This window comes from Pseudomonas sp. F220 (genome assembly GCF_057813935.1).
On record NZ_JBVASJ010000004.1, the window covers coordinates 14,533 to 29,858 of the forward strand.

15 protein-coding genes are annotated in these 15,326 nt (G+C 58.5%); 12 read left to right on the forward strand and 3 right to left on the reverse strand.

What is annotated here, in order from left to right:
* Positions 1 to 16 precede the first annotated feature (16 nt).
* On the reverse strand, positions 17 to 382 hold the full coding sequence (locus tag ACZYSM_RS05295) for a helix-turn-helix domain-containing protein (RefSeq protein ID WP_489069579.1): 366 nt from the start codon (positions 380 to 382) through the stop codon (positions 17 to 19).
* A gap of 81 nt (positions 383 to 463) precedes the next feature.
* Here ACZYSM_RS05295 and ACZYSM_RS05300 point away from each other — a divergent pair, with 81 nt between their 5' ends.
* The gene (locus ACZYSM_RS05300) at positions 464 to 694 is read left to right on the forward strand and encodes a DNA-binding protein (RefSeq protein WP_489069581.1); all 231 of its coding nucleotides are present in this window, start codon (positions 464 to 466) and stop codon (positions 692 to 694) included.
* A gap of 113 nt (positions 695 to 807) precedes the next feature.
* Here the strand turns inward: ACZYSM_RS05300 and ACZYSM_RS05305 are convergent, their stop codons facing one another.
* Positions 808 to 1,248, reverse strand: coding sequence for a GNAT family N-acetyltransferase (locus ACZYSM_RS05305; RefSeq protein WP_489069583.1), 441 nt, complete (start codon positions 1,246 to 1,248; stop codon positions 808 to 810).
* Between the two features lie 11 nt (positions 1,249 to 1,259).
* Positions 1,260 to 2,018, reverse strand: a complete 759-nt coding sequence (locus ACZYSM_RS05310; RefSeq protein WP_489069585.1) for a carbon-nitrogen hydrolase family protein — start codon at positions 2,016 to 2,018, stop codon at positions 1,260 to 1,262.
* A 628-nt stretch (positions 2,019 to 2,646) separates the two neighbouring features.
* Here ACZYSM_RS05310 and ACZYSM_RS05315 point away from each other — a divergent pair.
* From ACZYSM_RS05315 to ACZYSM_RS05365, 11 genes are all read left to right on the forward strand, one after another.
* On the forward strand, positions 2,647 to 3,738 hold the full coding sequence (locus ACZYSM_RS05315) for a 3-deoxy-7-phosphoheptulonate synthase (protein WP_489069587.1): 1,092 nt from the start codon (positions 2,647 to 2,649) through the stop codon (positions 3,736 to 3,738).
* Positions 3,739 to 3,970: 232 nt separating this feature from the next.
* A complete protein-coding gene (locus ACZYSM_RS05320; RefSeq protein WP_489069589.1) occupies positions 3,971 to 4,852 on the forward strand; it encodes an esterase/lipase family protein in 882 nt (293 codons plus the stop codon).
* A 140-nt stretch (positions 4,853 to 4,992) separates the two neighbouring features.
* A complete protein-coding gene (locus tag ACZYSM_RS05325) occupies positions 4,993 to 5,274 on the forward strand; it encodes a peptidylprolyl isomerase (RefSeq protein ID WP_489069591.1) in 282 nt (93 codons plus the stop codon).
* Between the two features lie 138 nt (positions 5,275 to 5,412).
* Positions 5,413 to 7,281: an extracellular solute-binding protein gene (locus ACZYSM_RS05330; RefSeq protein ID WP_489069593.1), complete on the forward strand. Its 1,869-nt coding sequence runs from the start codon at positions 5,413 to 5,415 to the stop codon at positions 7,279 to 7,281.
* Entirely contained in the window at positions 7,281 to 8,339 is a 1,059-nt protein-coding gene (locus ACZYSM_RS05335) for a microcin C ABC transporter permease YejB (protein WP_489069595.1), read from the forward strand. Before ACZYSM_RS05330 ends, ACZYSM_RS05335 begins: the two co-directional genes overlap by 1 nt.
* Positions 8,339 to 9,361 (forward strand): ABC transporter permease, encoded by a 1,023-nt coding sequence (locus tag ACZYSM_RS05340; RefSeq protein ID WP_489069597.1) that lies wholly within the window; start codon positions 8,339 to 8,341, stop codon positions 9,359 to 9,361. The genes ACZYSM_RS05335 and ACZYSM_RS05340 overlap by 1 nt, the downstream gene beginning before the upstream one ends.
* 53 nt (positions 9,362 to 9,414) lie before the next feature.
* A complete protein-coding gene (locus tag ACZYSM_RS05345; protein WP_489069599.1) occupies positions 9,415 to 11,004 on the forward strand; it encodes an ABC transporter ATP-binding protein in 1,590 nt (529 codons plus the stop codon).
* 41 nt (positions 11,005 to 11,045) lie between these two features.
* Positions 11,046 to 11,288, forward strand: a complete 243-nt coding sequence (locus ACZYSM_RS05350; RefSeq protein ID WP_489069601.1) for a hypothetical protein — start codon at positions 11,046 to 11,048, stop codon at positions 11,286 to 11,288.
* Positions 11,289 to 11,320: 32 nt separating this feature from the next.
* Positions 11,321 to 12,736, forward strand: coding sequence for a sigma-54 interaction domain-containing protein (locus tag ACZYSM_RS05355; protein WP_489069603.1), 1,416 nt, complete (start codon positions 11,321 to 11,323; stop codon positions 12,734 to 12,736).
* Positions 12,737 to 13,056: 320 nt separating this feature from the next.
* Positions 13,057 to 14,448 (forward strand): GntP family permease, encoded by a 1,392-nt coding sequence (locus tag ACZYSM_RS05360; RefSeq protein ID WP_489069605.1) that lies wholly within the window; start codon positions 13,057 to 13,059, stop codon positions 14,446 to 14,448.
* A 7-nt stretch (positions 14,449 to 14,455) separates the two neighbouring features.
* Complete coding sequence (locus ACZYSM_RS05365) at positions 14,456 to 15,229, forward strand: 3-hydroxybutyrate dehydrogenase (RefSeq protein WP_489069607.1); 774 nt, start codon at positions 14,456 to 14,458, stop codon at positions 15,227 to 15,229.
* Positions 15,230 to 15,326 lie beyond the last annotated feature (97 nt).

Sequence of the window (15,326 nt, forward strand, 5' to 3'; positions counted from 1 at the left end):
AACTTACCTTGGTCGATCAGGATTCATACGACTCAGCTCGACTTTTCATACCGTTGGCAGTCGAGAATTCTGCCAGCGTCATCGTCAATCTGCGAATCGCGTCCTGATCTTCCTTGAAGAGCACCCGATAGCTACCCAGTACCTTAGCTTCTATTTTGCTGAGATTCTCGATCAGCGTCGGGGTCGGATTTCCCGTTAACACATACAGAATATCCACACCCCTCTCGGCCACTCGGGACAAGTAATCTGCTTTGGGCGCGCGTCCACCATTTTCGTATTTACCTTGCGCGTTAGCTTCAACGCCTCCGATTTCGCCAAAAACTTTCTGCGATAGCCCAAGTCGCTCTCTTTCCTGCCTCAACCGCGAACCGATTCCACTCATTTGGATGTATGATCCCATTTTATGCACCCCTCGGGGTGCCACACTTAATGCTCATTGAACATTTTTGAACGGTTTTGAACTATGCCCGGTATTCGCACTGCCGCACAAGCCAAGGCTTGGCTGGAACATCAAGGTAAATCCGTTCAACAATTTGCTCGTGAGCATGGCGTTGATCCGGCCACTACTTATCAAGTGCTCGCTGGGCGCAAGAAGGGACGGCGTGGAGAAGCCCACAAGGTGGCGGTCCTGTTGGGCATGAAAGATGGTGTCATCATGGAGGACACCGAGCAGCAGGGTCAGGAGCAGGCCTGAAGGTTCAGTATGCGCTTAATCGACAGTAGCACTCGATTTACTCAAAATGCTGTCCTGACCATCGCAACGCGTCATGCCATGGACGCGGGAAAAACGCGCGCAGCATAAAGCCGCTATGGTGCAGCGGAGCACATTCGCTCCATCCTCAAGAAACAGTCCTCTTCACCCACAACGCTCAATCCCATCCGCTGGTACAAAACTTGTGCCGGATTATTCTTGAAGACGGTAAGACGCAACGAAGACCGCCGCTCTTCGCGAGCCATCGAAAACACCCGCTCGACCGCCCAACTTCCTGCCCCCTTGCAGCGCTCGGCCTCGATCACATGTAGCTCACGAATGTACAAAGCCTTCGCATCGCGACTCAGACTGAGGAAACCCAGCACCGATTCGCCTTGGCAAATCAGCCAGTTCTCCCGACCGGCCCACGCCACGTCAAACGCTTCGTCCTGCCACCGTAGATCGTGCTGAATATAATAGCGCAGCATCGTTTCGCAGGTCAGTTCCCGAGCGAAGCGCAGGTCTGCGGATGAGGCAGGACGTAACTCAAAATCCATCTCTACATCCCTCACACACCCGCGACAGCCACAACCTGGCCAGCCCATCCATTGGCATCGCGGCGAGCAACCAACAGCGCATCGCCAACACCCGGTGCGGCGACAATCAGTTCGCCGTTCGACGCCCAGATGGCGCTACGTCCTGCCGACTCCCAGCCGCCAGTCACACCGCCGTGGTTGGCCATCAATACCGTCATCGAATGCTCGGCAGCGTAGCCCTGCAGCAGCGCTGTATCTGGGGCATACCCGTTTTCGGTGATCAACACGCCCGCTGCGTAGATATCTGCACCTGAATCCGCAGCCTGCTGAGCATGACTGGCATGGGAAAAGTCTGCGCAGACCGCCAGAGAGACCTTATCGTTACCGATAGCCAACATCGAGCCACCCGAACCCGGGGCAAACGCCACCTCCTCTCCCGGGTGCAAATGCTGCTTGCTGTAAATCCCGAGTGAGCCATCGGCAGCCAGGACCAATGCGCCAATCAACACATCCGAATCCACTGACAGTCGAATCGGCATACCGACGACCGTGGTCACGCCGACTTCCCGGGCAAAGTCCCGCAAAGGCTGCAGAGCTGCGGCGTCAGGCAGCACCGCCAATTCGGCAGCCAGACTGCGTTCATAGCCGGTCAGCGACAACTCGGGAAACACCAATAACTGCACACCCTGCTCGGCTGCGATCTCGATGAAGCGCAGATGCCTGGCGATATTGGCTTGAAGATCACCGGCTATGGAGATCGATTGAGCAGCGGCGATAGTCAATGTCGTCATGTTTCGTCCTTGGTCACAGCTCTCGTTGAAGGATATGAGTGTGTCACAAAGTATCTCGCCACTTAAGCCATAGAAACCACACCACTCTCCTAATAGAATTTTCTGATTGAACCCCTGCCCCCGCCTCGAGTAAGCTCGGTGCATTCATCGGAGACACACCATGTTGCATACACCCTCACAGCTTCGTCACACCGCCAGCGCCCTGCGCTCGGTTACGGCTGCCCGAGTGAGCAACGTCTGTGCACCGGTCAGCTTTTATTTTGGGTATTGGTTTAGCCACTGGCGCGCCTGATACCCACACGGTGCCCACTTCTACGGGTCGCCACTTGAGAGTTCTCAACCCCCGGTCGGCTTCCCGACCGGGGGTTTTGTTTTTTCAGTCCCACACATTTTTAGCGTCACCAAAAACGCATAGAGGAATCACCACATGAACTACGCCGCCTATTACCGCTACGACACCTTTACCGCCTGGCGATTTACCAGCCTCCGCTCGGGACAGCCTGCCGCCTCCGATCGGTCACCCACAGGTGGCAAGCACACACGCGTAGCCAATCCGGCCAATTGTCGAACACCCCAGTAGGGCCGAGCGTGCGGGGACCAACCCGCCGCCAGCCCAGGAAGCCCGAATATGAACTCGTCCGTTTCTGCTCTGCCACTGTCCTCATTGACCTCTGCCAATGAAGCGCTGACTCTGCGCCTGCCCAGTCCACTTGCGCTCAAGCATCAATTGCCGCTCAACACGGCCCTGACCCAGCAAGTCGCCGACCATCGTCAAGCGGTGCGCGCGATCCTCAACGGTGAAGACTCCCGTCTGCTGGTCATCGTCGGCCCCTGCTCTATCCACGACCCGCAATCGGCACTTGAATACGCCTGCAATCTTGCAAGCCTGGCTGCCGAAGTCAGCGATGACATGCTGCTGGTAATGCGTGCCTACGTCGAAAAACCCCGTACGACTGTCGGTTGGAAAGGCCTGGCCTACGACCCACGCCTGGATGGCAGCGATGACATGGCGGGCGGTTTGACCTTGTCCCGCGAATTGATGCGCGAAATGCTGCGTCTGGGATTGCCGATCGCTACCGAGTTGCTGCAGCCGATGGCTGCTGGCTACTTTGATGACCTGCTGAGTTGGGTCGCCATCGGTGCACGCACCACTGAGTCGCAGATCCACCGGGAAATGGCCAGTGGCCTGAGCATGCCGGTCGGCTTCAAGAACGGTACCGATGGAGGCGTCGCCATCGCCTGCGACGCCATGCGCTCGGCGGCGCACCCTCATCGACACTTCGGCGTCGACAGCCAGGGGCACCCGGCAATCATTCAGACCCCGGGAAACCCGGACACCCACTTGGTGTTGCGCGGCGGCCATCGCGGACCCAACTACGATCGTCAGAACATCAACCAAGTGCACAGTGATCTGAGAAAACTGGCCATCCCAACGCGGATCATGGTCGATTGCAGCCACGCCAATAGCGGCAAAGACCCATTACGTCAGCCGGCGGTGTTCGCCGATGTGCTCGAGCAACGCTTGCAAGGTGACCACTCACTGATCGGCATGATGCTCGAGAGCCACCTGTTCGAAGGCTGTCAGCCATTGAGCAAGTACTTGCGTTATGGGGTTTCAGTGACAGACGGCTGCCTCGGTTGGGATGCAACGGAGCAACTATTGCGCCAGGCGGCGCAGCGGTTGCGCTCATCCGAAAGGACCCGGCAAGCGAGCATTTGAAGCAAAGACTGTTACTGCCTTTTACGACCGAAGCTTGGGGTCTGGTGTCTCAGCCAGACTCCTGCACCCCTCTGGATCCGATTTGTACCTTCGATACATCTGAATATCCCACTGCTTTTATTCCATTTTCTTCAGCACATAGCGGCTATGTCCCACGCATTCGCCCTATCCGACTGCACTAGAGTTAGGAGGCAAATCTGGAACATTTCCCTCACTGAAGAAAGGAATCGACATGCATCCGAATGCGACGACTCAATACCCAATTCTCTTGGTCCACGGACTTTTCGGCTTTGAGAGCATTGGCAACATCGCCATCTTTCACGGCATCAAGCAAGCGCTGAGACAGGCCGGGGCCCGGGTGTTCATCCCCTACCTGTCCGCCGTCCATAGCAACGAGCTGCGCGGCGAGCAACTGCTTGCTCAAATCGATCGGGTACTGGCCGGAACAGCCGCGGCCAAGATCAATCTGATCGGTCATAGCCAGGGGGCGTTGGCCGCCCGTTATGCCGCCGCGACGCAGCCGAAAAAAGTGGCGTCAGTCACCTCCGTCAGCGGGCCGAATCATGGTTCCGAACTCGCCGATTACCTGCGCAAGGCATTGATCCCTGATCGCTTGCCGGAGCACGTGGCGGCAACTGCCGCCACTCTTTTTACCAGGTTTTTGTCGCTGCTCAGCGGCAATCCACAGCTCCCACAAAACGCTGTTGCAGCGCTCAATGCCCTGACCACTGAAGGCGTCGGTGCGTTCAACGACAGGTACCCGCAAGGTCTGCCCAAAACCTGGGGTGGCAGCGGCAAGGAATGGGTCAATGGTGTGCGCTATTTCTCCTGGAGCGGCACCCTCCAAGGCAGCCTTCTCGACGAAGGGCCCAACCTGCTCGACCCACTGCACAGCGTATGCAGAGCTTTTTCCGAGTATTTCACCACCGAGGCTGAGGAAAACGACGGTTTGGTGGGCCGCTACAGCTCGCACTTGGGCACGGTAATCCGCTCCGATTACCCACTGGACCATATGGACACCATCAATCAGACGGCCGGTCTGGTGCGCAAAGGTGTTGATCCGGTTGACCTCTATGTCCAGCACGCCGAACGCCTGAGAAACCTTGATTTGTAATGCCGTGATGTACGCACCCAACCACTTGGCCCCAGCGATTGCGCATCAATAGCACCTCTGGTCACAGAACTTTGGCGAGAAATAGCCCACGGAATCCGGTAGGCTCACCACTTTATTGAAAGTTGAATGGAGTATTTCCCATGGCCAAAGCCACTGCCCGTCACATCCTCGTTGCCAACGAAGCCAAGTGCAACGAACTGAAAGCACAAATCGAAGGCGGCGCTGATTTCGCCGAAATCGCAAAAGCCAACTCCAGCTGCCCGTCCAGCCGTGATGGCGGCAACCTTGGCTCCTTCGGCCCAGGCCAGATGGTCAAGGAATTCGACGCCGTGGTTTTCAGCGCACCGGTTAACACTGTGCAAGGCCCGGTTAAAACCCAGTTCGGTTATCACCTGCTGGAAGTGACCAGCCGTCAGGACTGATCAATCCGCGATTTTGTTTAAACAACGGCCCGCCTCTTGGTGGGCCGTTGTGTTTCAGCTACATAATTGTGGCTGGCGAGCGATACGCGGGTAGCGTACAAATTGTACTCATCGATCACCCGGCTCTTAAGGCTGACAATGCGACTGGTTTTCCCCTCATTAATGTTCTGCGCCCTGGCCCTGTTGCTGAACGCCACGGCTGCGAATGCCGCACCGCAACATGCGTTGACGGTATATGGCGAGCCGGCCAAGTATCCCGCAGGCTTCAGTCACTTTGCCTATACCAACCCACAAGCCCCAAAGGGCGGCAGCATGCGTCGCTCGGCGGTCGAGATCGGCCGCTTCGATCATGTGTTGCCCTATATCGACAAGGGCATCGGCGTGTCGCAACTCGATGGTTTGATCTACTCGCCTCTGGCCCAGCGCTCGCTGGATGAGCCTTACACGGTGTACGGCCTGGTGGCGCAAAAGATGGAACGGGCCGACGATGGTTTGTCGCTGCGATTTTATCTGAACCCTAAAGCCCGCTTCGCCGACGGCACGCCGATTACCGCCGAGGATGTGCGCTATACCTACGACTTGCTGATGACCCAAGGCAGCCTGCGTTATCGAACCCAGTTCGCCGACGTCAAAGGCGTCGAAGTGGAGTCACCGCGCACGGTCCGTTTCGACTTCAAAAGCAATGAAAACCGTACCTTGCCCCTGGACGTTGCGACCCTGCCGGTGTTTCCCGAACATTGGTGGAAGACCCGCGATTTCGCCAATGGCGGCGGCTACGAGGCTCCTCTGGGCAGCGGACCGTACCGGGTGAGCAAGGTCGATTCCGGACGCAGCATCACCTTCACCCGCAACGCCGACTGGTGGGGCAAAGACTTACCCGTCAGCCGCGGGCTCTACAACTTCGATCGTTTCAGCATCGAGTACTTCGGCGACACCGACGTCGCCCGCCAGGTCCTGCGTGGCGGCGCCTATGACTACAACCGAGAGTTCTCTGCCACCGCTTACTCCATCGGTTATGACAGCCCCGCCCTGAATGACGGTCGCCTGCAAAAAGCTCAACTGGCAAAAGAAGCACCACAGCCAGCCCAAGGCTTTGTGTTCAACCTGCAAAACCCGATATTCCAGGACCGTCGGGTACGGCAGGCGCTGGCCATGCTTTGGGACTTCGAGTGGACTAACCGGCAAATGATGCGGGATGTTTATGTCCGCCAACAGAGCTACTTTTCCAACACATCTCTGGCAGCCAGTGCGCTGCCCGATGCTGGCGAACTGGCAATCCTCGAACCGCTGCGCGGGCAGATTCCCGATGAAGTTTTCACTCAGGTATTCGAAGCGCCGAAGACCGATGGCAGCGGCGTGATCCGCGGCAAACAACTGCAAGCGCTGGCCTTGCTGGAAGAAGCCGGCTGGAAACCAGACGGCGATCAACTGGTCAACGCTGCGGGGGAACCACTGAGCTTCACCTTCCTCAACAGCCAGGGCGGGATCGAACGCCTGCTGCTGCCTTACAAGCGCACCCTGGCGCAGATTGGCATCACAATGAACATTCGGCGCATCGACTCCTCGCAATACGTGAACCGGTTGATGGCCCGTGACTACGACATGATCGTCACTGGGTACCCGGTCAGCACCTCGCCAGGTATGGAGCTGCACAACTACTTCGGCTCGGCCTCGGCCAATGACGCCGGCTCCAATAACTACATGGTACTGAAGGATCCGGCGGTCGACACGCTGATTACCGGACTGGTCAAAGCCACTACTCAGCCAGAAATGCTGCGTTATGCCCATGCCCTTGACCGGGTGCTGCAGTGGAACTACTACTGGATTCCCAACTACTACCCGCCAGGCATCTCCACCGTGTGGTGGAACCGTTTCGGCATTCCGGCAGTACAAGCCAGCAACGACGAGGCCATAGAGAGCTGGTGGGAAATGAGCCCTGTACCGCTGACCAATGAACAGATGGCCGCCGAGCGCATCAGTCGTGGCAGACCCGGAGGGGCGCATTGATGCTTGCTTACATACTACGGCGCCTGCTGCTGGTCATCCCGACCCTGGTGATGATTTTGTTGGTCAACTTCGTCATCGTCCAGGCAGCGCCCGGCGGCCCGGTGGAACAGGCCATCGCCAAACTGCAAGGCATCGGCAGCGGTGGCATCGGTGCCTCCAGCGACACGATAACCCGCGGTTCACGAGCCAGTCGCGGCCTCGACCCGCAACTGATCAAGGACATCGAAAAACAATACGGCTTCGACAAACCGGCACCGGAACGTCTGTGGCTGATGCTCAAAAACTATGCCCGGCTGGACTTCGGCAAGAGTTTCTTTCGCGGAGCCACGGTCACCGATCTGATTCTGGACAAGATGCCGGTGACCATCTCTCTCGGACTCTGGGCGACGCTCATCACCTATCTGGTGTCTATCCCGCTGGGGATTCGCAAAGCGGTCCATCACGGCAGCCACTTCGATATTTGGAGCAGCACCGCGATCATCGTCGGCTACGCCATGCCAGCGTTTCTGTTCGCCATGTTTCTGATCGTAGTGTTCGCCGGCGGCACTTCGCTGAACTGGTTCCCGGTGCGCGGCCTGGTTTCGGAGAACTTTGAACAGCTATCGACCCTCGGTAAAATCGCTGACTACTTCTGGCACCTGGTGCTGCCCGTCACGGCTCTGGTGATCGGCGGCTTTGCCACGCTGACCATTCTCACGAAAAACTCGTTCCTCAATGAAATCACCCGTCAGTACGTGGTCACCGCCCGCGCCAAAGGGTTGAGCGAGCGCCGCGTGCTCTACGGCCATGTGTTTCGCAATGCGATGCTGCTGGTGGTCTCGGGGATTCCTCAGGCCTTCATCAGTGTGTTTTTCGCAGGTTCCTTGTTGATCGAGGTGATCTTCTCCCTCGACGGTCTGGGCCGCATGAGTTACGAAGCAGCTGTCTCGCGCGATTATCCGGTGGTGTTTGGCTCGCTATTCATCTTCACCCTGTTCGGCCTGCTGATAAAACTCATCGGTGACCTCTGTTACACCCTGGTCGACCCGCGTATCGACTTTGCCGCGAGGAATGCCTGATGTTCAGACTCTCGCCGTTGGGCCGTCGACGCTTCGAGCGTTTCAAGAAAAACCGCCGTGGTTGGTGGTCGCTTTGGCTGTTTATCGGCCTGTTTATCCTGACGCTGGGCGGTGAGTTGATCGCCAATGACAAACCGCTGATGCTCAGTTACCAGGGCTCGCTGTATTTCCCGGCATTCAAGCGCTACACCGAGCAGGAGTTCGGGGGGCAGCTGCCGTTCCAGGCCGACTACCGCAGCGATTATGTGCAGCAACTGATTCGCAAGGACGGCGGCTGGCTGCTGTTCCCGCCGATCCCGTTCAGCGACGACACACCGAACTACGACCTTAATCAACCGGCCCCCAGCCCGCCGACAAAAGTGAACTGGCTCGGCACCGATGATCAGGCCCGCGACGTCTTGGCGCGGGTTATTTTCGGCGCTCGGGTGTCGATTCTATTCGCGTTGGCACTGACCTTTATCAGCGCACTGATCGGCATCGCCGCCGGTGCCTTGCAGGGCTACTACGGCGGCTGGGTCGATCTGCTCGGTCAGCGGCTATTGGAGGTCTGGTCGGGGCTGCCGGTGCTGTACCTGCTGATCATCCTCTCGGGATTTGTCGAACCGAATTTCTGGTGGTTGCTGGGGATCATGGCGCTGTTTTCCTGGCTGGCGCTGGTGGACGTGGTGCGTGCCGAGTTCCTTCGCGGGCGTAACCTGGAATACGTCAAAGCTGCCCGCGCGCTCGGCCTGACCGACCGCAAGGTAATCGTGCGGCATATCCTGCCCAATGCCATGAACGCCACGTTGAGCTACTTGCCATTCATTCTTACCGGGGCTATTTCCACCCTCACCGCACTGGACTTCCTCGGCTTCGGCATGCCCGCCGGCAGCGCCTCGCTGGGTGAGTTGATCGGCCAGGGCAAACAGAATCTGCAAGCACCATGGCTTGGCCTGACAGCGTTTTTCACCTTGGCCGTGATTCTTTCTTTACTGGTGTTTATCGGCGAGGCGCTGCGTGATGCCTTTGATCCACGATCTTGATCCTCGATCTTGATCCACGACCTTGATCCTCGATGATGAAACGGACTGTTGATATGAGTGAAAACCTGATCGAAATCCGCAACCTCAGCGTGGCCTTCAGCGGCCAGACTGTGGTGCGCGACCTGTGCCTGGATATCCGCCCCGGAGAATGCCTGGCGCTGGTAGGTGAATCGGGCTCAGGCAAATCGGTGACTGCCCATTCGATCCTGCAACTGCTGCCCGATAGCGGCACGCACACATCGGGCAGCATTCGCTATCGCGGCCAGGAACTGTTGGGGGCAAATACCAGCACACTACGACAGCTGCGCGGCAATCGCATTGCGATGATTTTTCAGGAGCCGATGACTTCCCTCAATCCGCTGCACAGTGTCGAAAAGCAGATCGGCGAAACCCTGTTGGTGCACAGAGGACTGGGCGGCAAAGCCGCAAAACAACGGATCATTGAGTTGCTGGAACTGGTGGGCATTCATAAACCCCTGGAGCGGCTCAAGGCCTATCCGCACCAGCTCTCCGGCGGCCAGCGGCAACGGGTGATGATCGCCATGGCCCTGGCGTGCGAACCGGAACTGCTGATCGCGGATGAACCCACCACGGCTCTGGACGTGACCGTGCAGCGCAAGATTCTGCTGCTGCTCAAATCCTTGCAAAAGCGTCTCGGCATGTCGTTGCTGTTGATCAGCCACGACCTCAATCTGGTGCGCAGCATTGCTCAACGGGTCTGCGTGATGCGCGCTGGAGAAATCGTCGAGCAGGCGGATTCCGAGACGCTGTTCACCCAGCCTAAACACCCCTATAGCCGCATACTGCTGAATGCCGAGCCGGAAGGTGAAGCCTTGCCTCGGGATGAACGCGAAGCGGTGTTGCAGGTCGATGACCTCAGCGTGGTATTTCCGTTGGGCGGCGGATTGTTTCAGCGCAAGACCTGGCTGCGCGCAGTCGACGGCATCAGCCTTAGTCTGCAGCGCGGCAAGACTCTGGGCATTGTCGGTGAGTCCGGCTCCGGCAAGTCTACCCTCGGCCAGGCGATCCTCAGGCTGCTCGACTCCGAAGGCAGCATTCGCTTTCAAGGGCACGCGCTCGATGGCCTGACCCAGAAACAACTGCGGCCCTGGCGCAAACAGATGCAGGTGGTGTTTCAGGACCCATTCGGCAGCCTCAGCCCGCGAATGTCAGTGGAGCAGATCATCAGCGAGGGCCTGGAAGTGCACAGCCAGTCGACGGCTGCCGAATGCGAAGCTCAGGTCATTCGGGTGCTCGAAGAAGTCGGCCTCGATCCGCAAAGCCGCCATCGCTACCCCCACGAGTTCTCCGGTGGCCAGCGGCAACGCATTGCCATCGCCCGGGCTCTGGTGCTTAAACCGGCACTGATTCTGCTGGACGAACCGACTTCGGCGCTGGACCGCACGGTACAGAAACAAGTAGTCGCCCTGCTCCGCCAGCTTCAAGAAAAACATGGCCTGACCTATCTGTTCATCAGCCATGACTTAGCGGTGATACGCGCCCTGGCCCACGACATGATCGTGATCAAGGACGGCAAAGTGGTGGAAAGCGGCGCCAGCCATGAGGTATTCGATGCGCCGCAGCATCCCTACACCAAAGAACTGTTGGCCGCCGCGCTCCCGCATTCGCCGCCGACCCTGTAACCTTGGGTGCATCGCAACCTAATTCCTTATCCGGACGTCACATGAGCCCTAACGCAGAACTCTATAACCCCTCCACCGACTATGCCGACAAGCTGATCACGCGCATCGGACAAACCCCTACCTGGATCGCCAAACGCATCGGCGTCACCGATAAGCGTATTCGCTACATCCTGGAAGGCTCGCGCACCGTCAAAGGGGAAACCAGCCTGATCCAGATGACCTATCCCGAGCAGTTCGCCCTTGAGTGCCTTGCAGCCGAGGCCAGCGCCAACAAGAAGAAATAGCGTTTAAGCGCTGACCTCCATTGGGACCGCCCATGAACGACACCGAAAGCCTCAAGGATTACCAGCGCGTTCGTCTGCTGGCGATTCGCTCGTTGTTCGAGATCATTGAACAGTCCAGCGAAGGCACGGTGATCGTTGACCGCGACGCCAACATCGTCTGGATGAACGAGCGCTACGCCCGCCGTTTTGGCCTTGAGTCTGCCGAGGTGGCCATCGGCAAACCCTGCGAAAGCGTGATCCCCGGCAGCCTGCTGCGTGACGTGGTGCGCACGGGCCGGCCGATTCTGCTGGATATGCAAGACACCCCAAAAGAACCGCTGGTGGTGATGCGCCTGCCGATCCATGACGATGCTGGCACCGTCATCGGCGCCATCGGTTTTGCCCTGTTCGATGAGTTGCGCAGCCTGTCACCCATGCTCAAACGCTACATGAGCATGCAGGAAGAGCTGGCCTCGACCCGCTCACTGCTGCGGGCGCGGCAGACCAAGTACAACTTCGCTCACTTCATCGGCACCAGTGCTGCCAGCCTGGAAGTCAAACGCCGCGCCCGGCGTAGCGCCAGTGCCGATTCGCCGGTATTGCTGCTCGGTGAAACCGGTACCGGCAAGGAACTGCTGGCCCAAGCCATTCATGGCGCTTCACCGCGGGCGCACAAAGCCTTTGTCAGCATCAACAGTGCGGCGATTCCGGAATCGCTGCTGGAGGCCGAATTCTTCGGCACCGCACCCGGCGCCTTCACCGGTGCGGATCGCAAGGGTCGAACCGGTAAGTTTCAGATCGCCCAGGGCGGTACCTTGTTCCTCGACGAAATCGGCGACATGCCCCTGCCGCTGCAAAGCAAGTTGCTGCGGGTGTTGCAGGAAAAAGAGTTCGAACCGGTGGGTTCCAACGAAGTGATCCAGAGCGATGTGCGGGTGATTGCCGCCACCTCGACCGACCTCCAGGCAGCAATCAAACGCGGTGAGTTTCGCGCTGACTTGTATTACCGCCTCAACGTGCTGCCGATTCAGGTACCGCCGCTGCGTGAACGACTCGACGACTTACCAGCCCTGAGCGAAGCAATCCTGGAAGAACTGCGCAGCCAGCATGAGCTCAATAGCGAAGCCTTGGCCCTGCTTGGCCAGCATGCCTGGCCGGGTAATATCCGCGAATTACGCAATGTGCTGGAACGCGCGGCGCTGCTCAGCGATAACGTGATGTTGCATGCAACGGACATTCGAGCGGCGATCGGCACCTTCAGTCCAGTGGAGCCTGTTGCATCTTTGGCGCCCGAAGCTATGGTCAACGAAAGCTTCAGTGCGGCACGGGAACGCTTTGACCGGCAGTTGATTGAAACCACCCTCGCGCAATGTGCTGGGAAAGTGGTAGAGGCAGCGGCACGTTTGGGGCTAGGACGATCGACGCTGTACAAGAAGATGGTGGCGCTGGGAATTGCAGAGTCTCAATAGAGAGACAATCATCTCCATAAAGAGAACATCCTTTTTCGAGCGCTGTGCGCTCATCGCGAGCAGGCTCGCTCCCACATTATTGGATCTCTGTTGCTCACAAATTATGCGTTCACTGAAAATCAACTGTGGGAGCGAGCCTGCTCGCGATAGGGCCCTTCCTGCCGAACAACATCTCAAATCAGAGACAAAATTCTTCACCTCAACTGCATCTTATAAAAATATCCATATATTTCAATAACTTAATACATGGCACGAAACTCGCTATCACCCTCCAACACAAAAGATTCGCCCTACAAAAATAACAACTCAGGAGACACACCATGAGTGTGATCATTGCCTTGGCAGCCCTTGCGCTGCTGATGCTCGCGGCTTACCGTGGCTACAGCGTTATCCTCTTCGCCCCCATTGCCGCCCTCGGCGCGGTACTCCTGACTGACCCTTCTGCCGTCGCCCCTGCGTTTACCGGGGTGTTCATGGAGAAAATGGTCGGCTTCATCAAACTGTATTTCCCGGTGTTTCTGCTCGGCGCGGTGTTTGGCAAGCTGATTGAGCTGTCCGGCTTTTCACGCTCCATCGTCGCCGCAGCAATTCGCCTGCTGGGTACCCGTCAGGCGATGCTGGTCATCGTGCTGGTCTGCGCCCTGCTGACCTACGGCGGCGTGTCGCTGTTCGTGGTGGTGTTCGCGGTCTATCCGTTTGCTGCGGAGATGTTCCGTCAGAGCAATATCCCCAAACGCCTGATTCCGGCGACCATCGCCCTCGGTGCGTTTTCTTTCACCATGGACGCCCTGCCCGGCACCCCACAGATCCAGAACATCATCCCCAGCACCTTCTTCAACACCACCGCCTGGGCCGCGCCCTGGCTCGGTGTGATCGGCGCTATCTTCGTCTTTTGCGCCGGCATGCTGTTCCTGCAACGCCAGCGCAACAAGGCCCAAAGCACCGGCGAAGGCTACGGCACAGAACTGCGCAACGAGCCGGAGACGGCTGAAGACCTCAAGCTGCCCAACCCATGGATCGCCCTCTCGCCGCTGTTGATGGTCGGCCTGATGAACCTTCTGTTCACCCACTGGATTCCGCTGTGGTACGGCAAGACCCACAGCCTCAGCCTCCCGGGCATGGCCGCGCCGGTGCAGACCGAAATCGCCAAGCTCACCGCGATCTGGGCCGTTCAGGCGGCATTGCTGATCGGCATCATCATGGTGCTGGTTTTTGGCTTCCGGGCGATCCGCGGCAAACTCGCCGAAGGCAGCAGAAGTGCAGTCAGTGGCGCGCTGTTGGCGGCGATGAACACCGCATCAGAATACGGCTTCGGCGCCGTTATCGCCTCGCTGCCGGGCTTTCTGGTACTGGCAGACTGGCTCAGGAGCATTCCCAACCCGCTGGTCAATGAAGCCATCACGGTCACCCTGCTGGCGGGCATCACCGGCTCGGCATCGGGCGGTATGAGCATTGCCCTGGCGGCAATGTCCGAGAGCTTCATCAGCGCCGCCCATGCAGCCAATATTCCGCTGGAAGTTCTGCACCGGGTCGCGGCCATGGCCAGCGGCGGCATGGACACCCTGCCGCACAACGGCGCGGTGATCACCTTGCTGGCGGTCACCGGCCTGACACACCGTGAGGCCTATAAAGATATTTTCTGCATTACCATCATCAAAACCCTGGCGGTTTTCGTGGTGATCGGCACCTTCTACGCCACCGGCATTGTGTGAGGCATTTATGACGAATCTTACCGGCAAAACCGCATTGGTCACCGGCTCCACCAGCGGCATCGGCCTGGGCATCGCCCTGAGCCTGGCCAAGGCCGGCGCCAACCTAATCCTCAACGGCTTCGGCGATGCCAGTGCAGTGATTGCCGAAGTCAGCCAGTTCGGTGGCAAGGTCGGCCATCATCCGGCCGACGTCAGCGACCCGGCGCAGATCGCCGAGATGATCGCCTATGCCGAGCACGAATTCGGCGGCGTCGACATTCTGGTCAACAACGCCGGCATCCAGCATGTGGCCGCCGTGGAGGACTTTCCGGTAGAGCGCTGGGACTCGATCATTGCCATCAACCTCTCATCGGTGTTCCACAGCACCCGCCTGAGCCTGCCGGGCATGCGCGCCAAAGGCTGGGGGCGGATCGTCAACATTGCCTCGGTCCACGGCCAGGTCGGCTCGGTGGGCAAGGCCGCTTATGTCGCCGCCAAGCACGGAGTGATCGGTCTGACCAAAGTGGTCGGCCTGGAAACAGCCACCAGCAACGTCACCTGCAACGCCATTTGCCCGGGCTGGGTGCTGACCCCGCTGGTGCAGAAACAGATCGATGCTCGCGCCGCCGCAGGCGTCGATCCGCAGCAGGCGCAACATGATCTGCTGGCTGAGAAACAACCGTCACTGGAATTCGTCACCCCACCGCAACTGGGTGAGCTGGTGCTATTTTTATGCAGTGAAGCCGGTAGCCAGGTGCGTGGCGCGGCGTGGAATGTCGATGGCGGGTGGTTGGCGCAGTAACGCTTTGAGGTTCACGCAAATCCCGTAGCAGCTGGCGAAGCCTGCGTCCGGCTGCGCAGCAGTCGTAATCCGGATGCCTCAATCATCCTGACAGACC

What these genes read in the sequence shown, in the direction of transcription:
- ACZYSM_RS05295 (WP_489069579.1), bottom strand. Translation starts at nt 382, where the DNA reads ATGAGTGGAATCGGTTCGCGGTTGAGGCAGGAAAGAGAGCGACTTGGG.
- ACZYSM_RS05300 (WP_489069581.1), top strand. Translation starts at nt 464, where the DNA reads ATGCCCGGTATTCGCACTGCCGCACAAGCCAAGGCTTGGCTGGAACAT.
- ACZYSM_RS05305 (WP_489069583.1), bottom strand. Translation starts at nt 1,248, where the DNA reads ATGGATTTTGAGTTACGTCCTGCCTCATCCGCAGACCTGCGCTTCGCT.
- ACZYSM_RS05310 (WP_489069585.1), bottom strand. Translation starts at nt 2,018, where the DNA reads ATGACGACATTGACTATCGCCGCTGCTCAATCGATCTCCATAGCCGGT.
- ACZYSM_RS05315 (WP_489069587.1), top strand. Translation starts at nt 2,647, where the DNA reads ATGAACTCGTCCGTTTCTGCTCTGCCACTGTCCTCATTGACCTCTGCC.
- ACZYSM_RS05320 (WP_489069589.1), top strand. Translation starts at nt 3,971, where the DNA reads ATGCATCCGAATGCGACGACTCAATACCCAATTCTCTTGGTCCACGGA.
- ACZYSM_RS05325 (WP_489069591.1), top strand. Translation starts at nt 4,993, where the DNA reads ATGGCCAAAGCCACTGCCCGTCACATCCTCGTTGCCAACGAAGCCAAG.
- ACZYSM_RS05330 (WP_489069593.1), top strand. Translation starts at nt 5,413, where the DNA reads ATGCGACTGGTTTTCCCCTCATTAATGTTCTGCGCCCTGGCCCTGTTG.
- ACZYSM_RS05335 (WP_489069595.1), top strand. Translation starts at nt 7,281, where the DNA reads ATGCTTGCTTACATACTACGGCGCCTGCTGCTGGTCATCCCGACCCTG.
- ACZYSM_RS05340 (WP_489069597.1), top strand. Translation starts at nt 8,339, where the DNA reads ATGTTCAGACTCTCGCCGTTGGGCCGTCGACGCTTCGAGCGTTTCAAG.
- ACZYSM_RS05345 (WP_489069599.1), top strand. Translation starts at nt 9,415, where the DNA reads ATGAGTGAAAACCTGATCGAAATCCGCAACCTCAGCGTGGCCTTCAGC.
- ACZYSM_RS05350 (WP_489069601.1), top strand. Translation starts at nt 11,046, where the DNA reads ATGAGCCCTAACGCAGAACTCTATAACCCCTCCACCGACTATGCCGAC.
- ACZYSM_RS05355 (WP_489069603.1), top strand. Translation starts at nt 11,321, where the DNA reads ATGAACGACACCGAAAGCCTCAAGGATTACCAGCGCGTTCGTCTGCTG.
- ACZYSM_RS05360 (WP_489069605.1), top strand. Translation starts at nt 13,057, where the DNA reads ATGAGTGTGATCATTGCCTTGGCAGCCCTTGCGCTGCTGATGCTCGCG.
- ACZYSM_RS05365 (WP_489069607.1), top strand. Translation starts at nt 14,456, where the DNA reads ATGACGAATCTTACCGGCAAAACCGCATTGGTCACCGGCTCCACCAGC.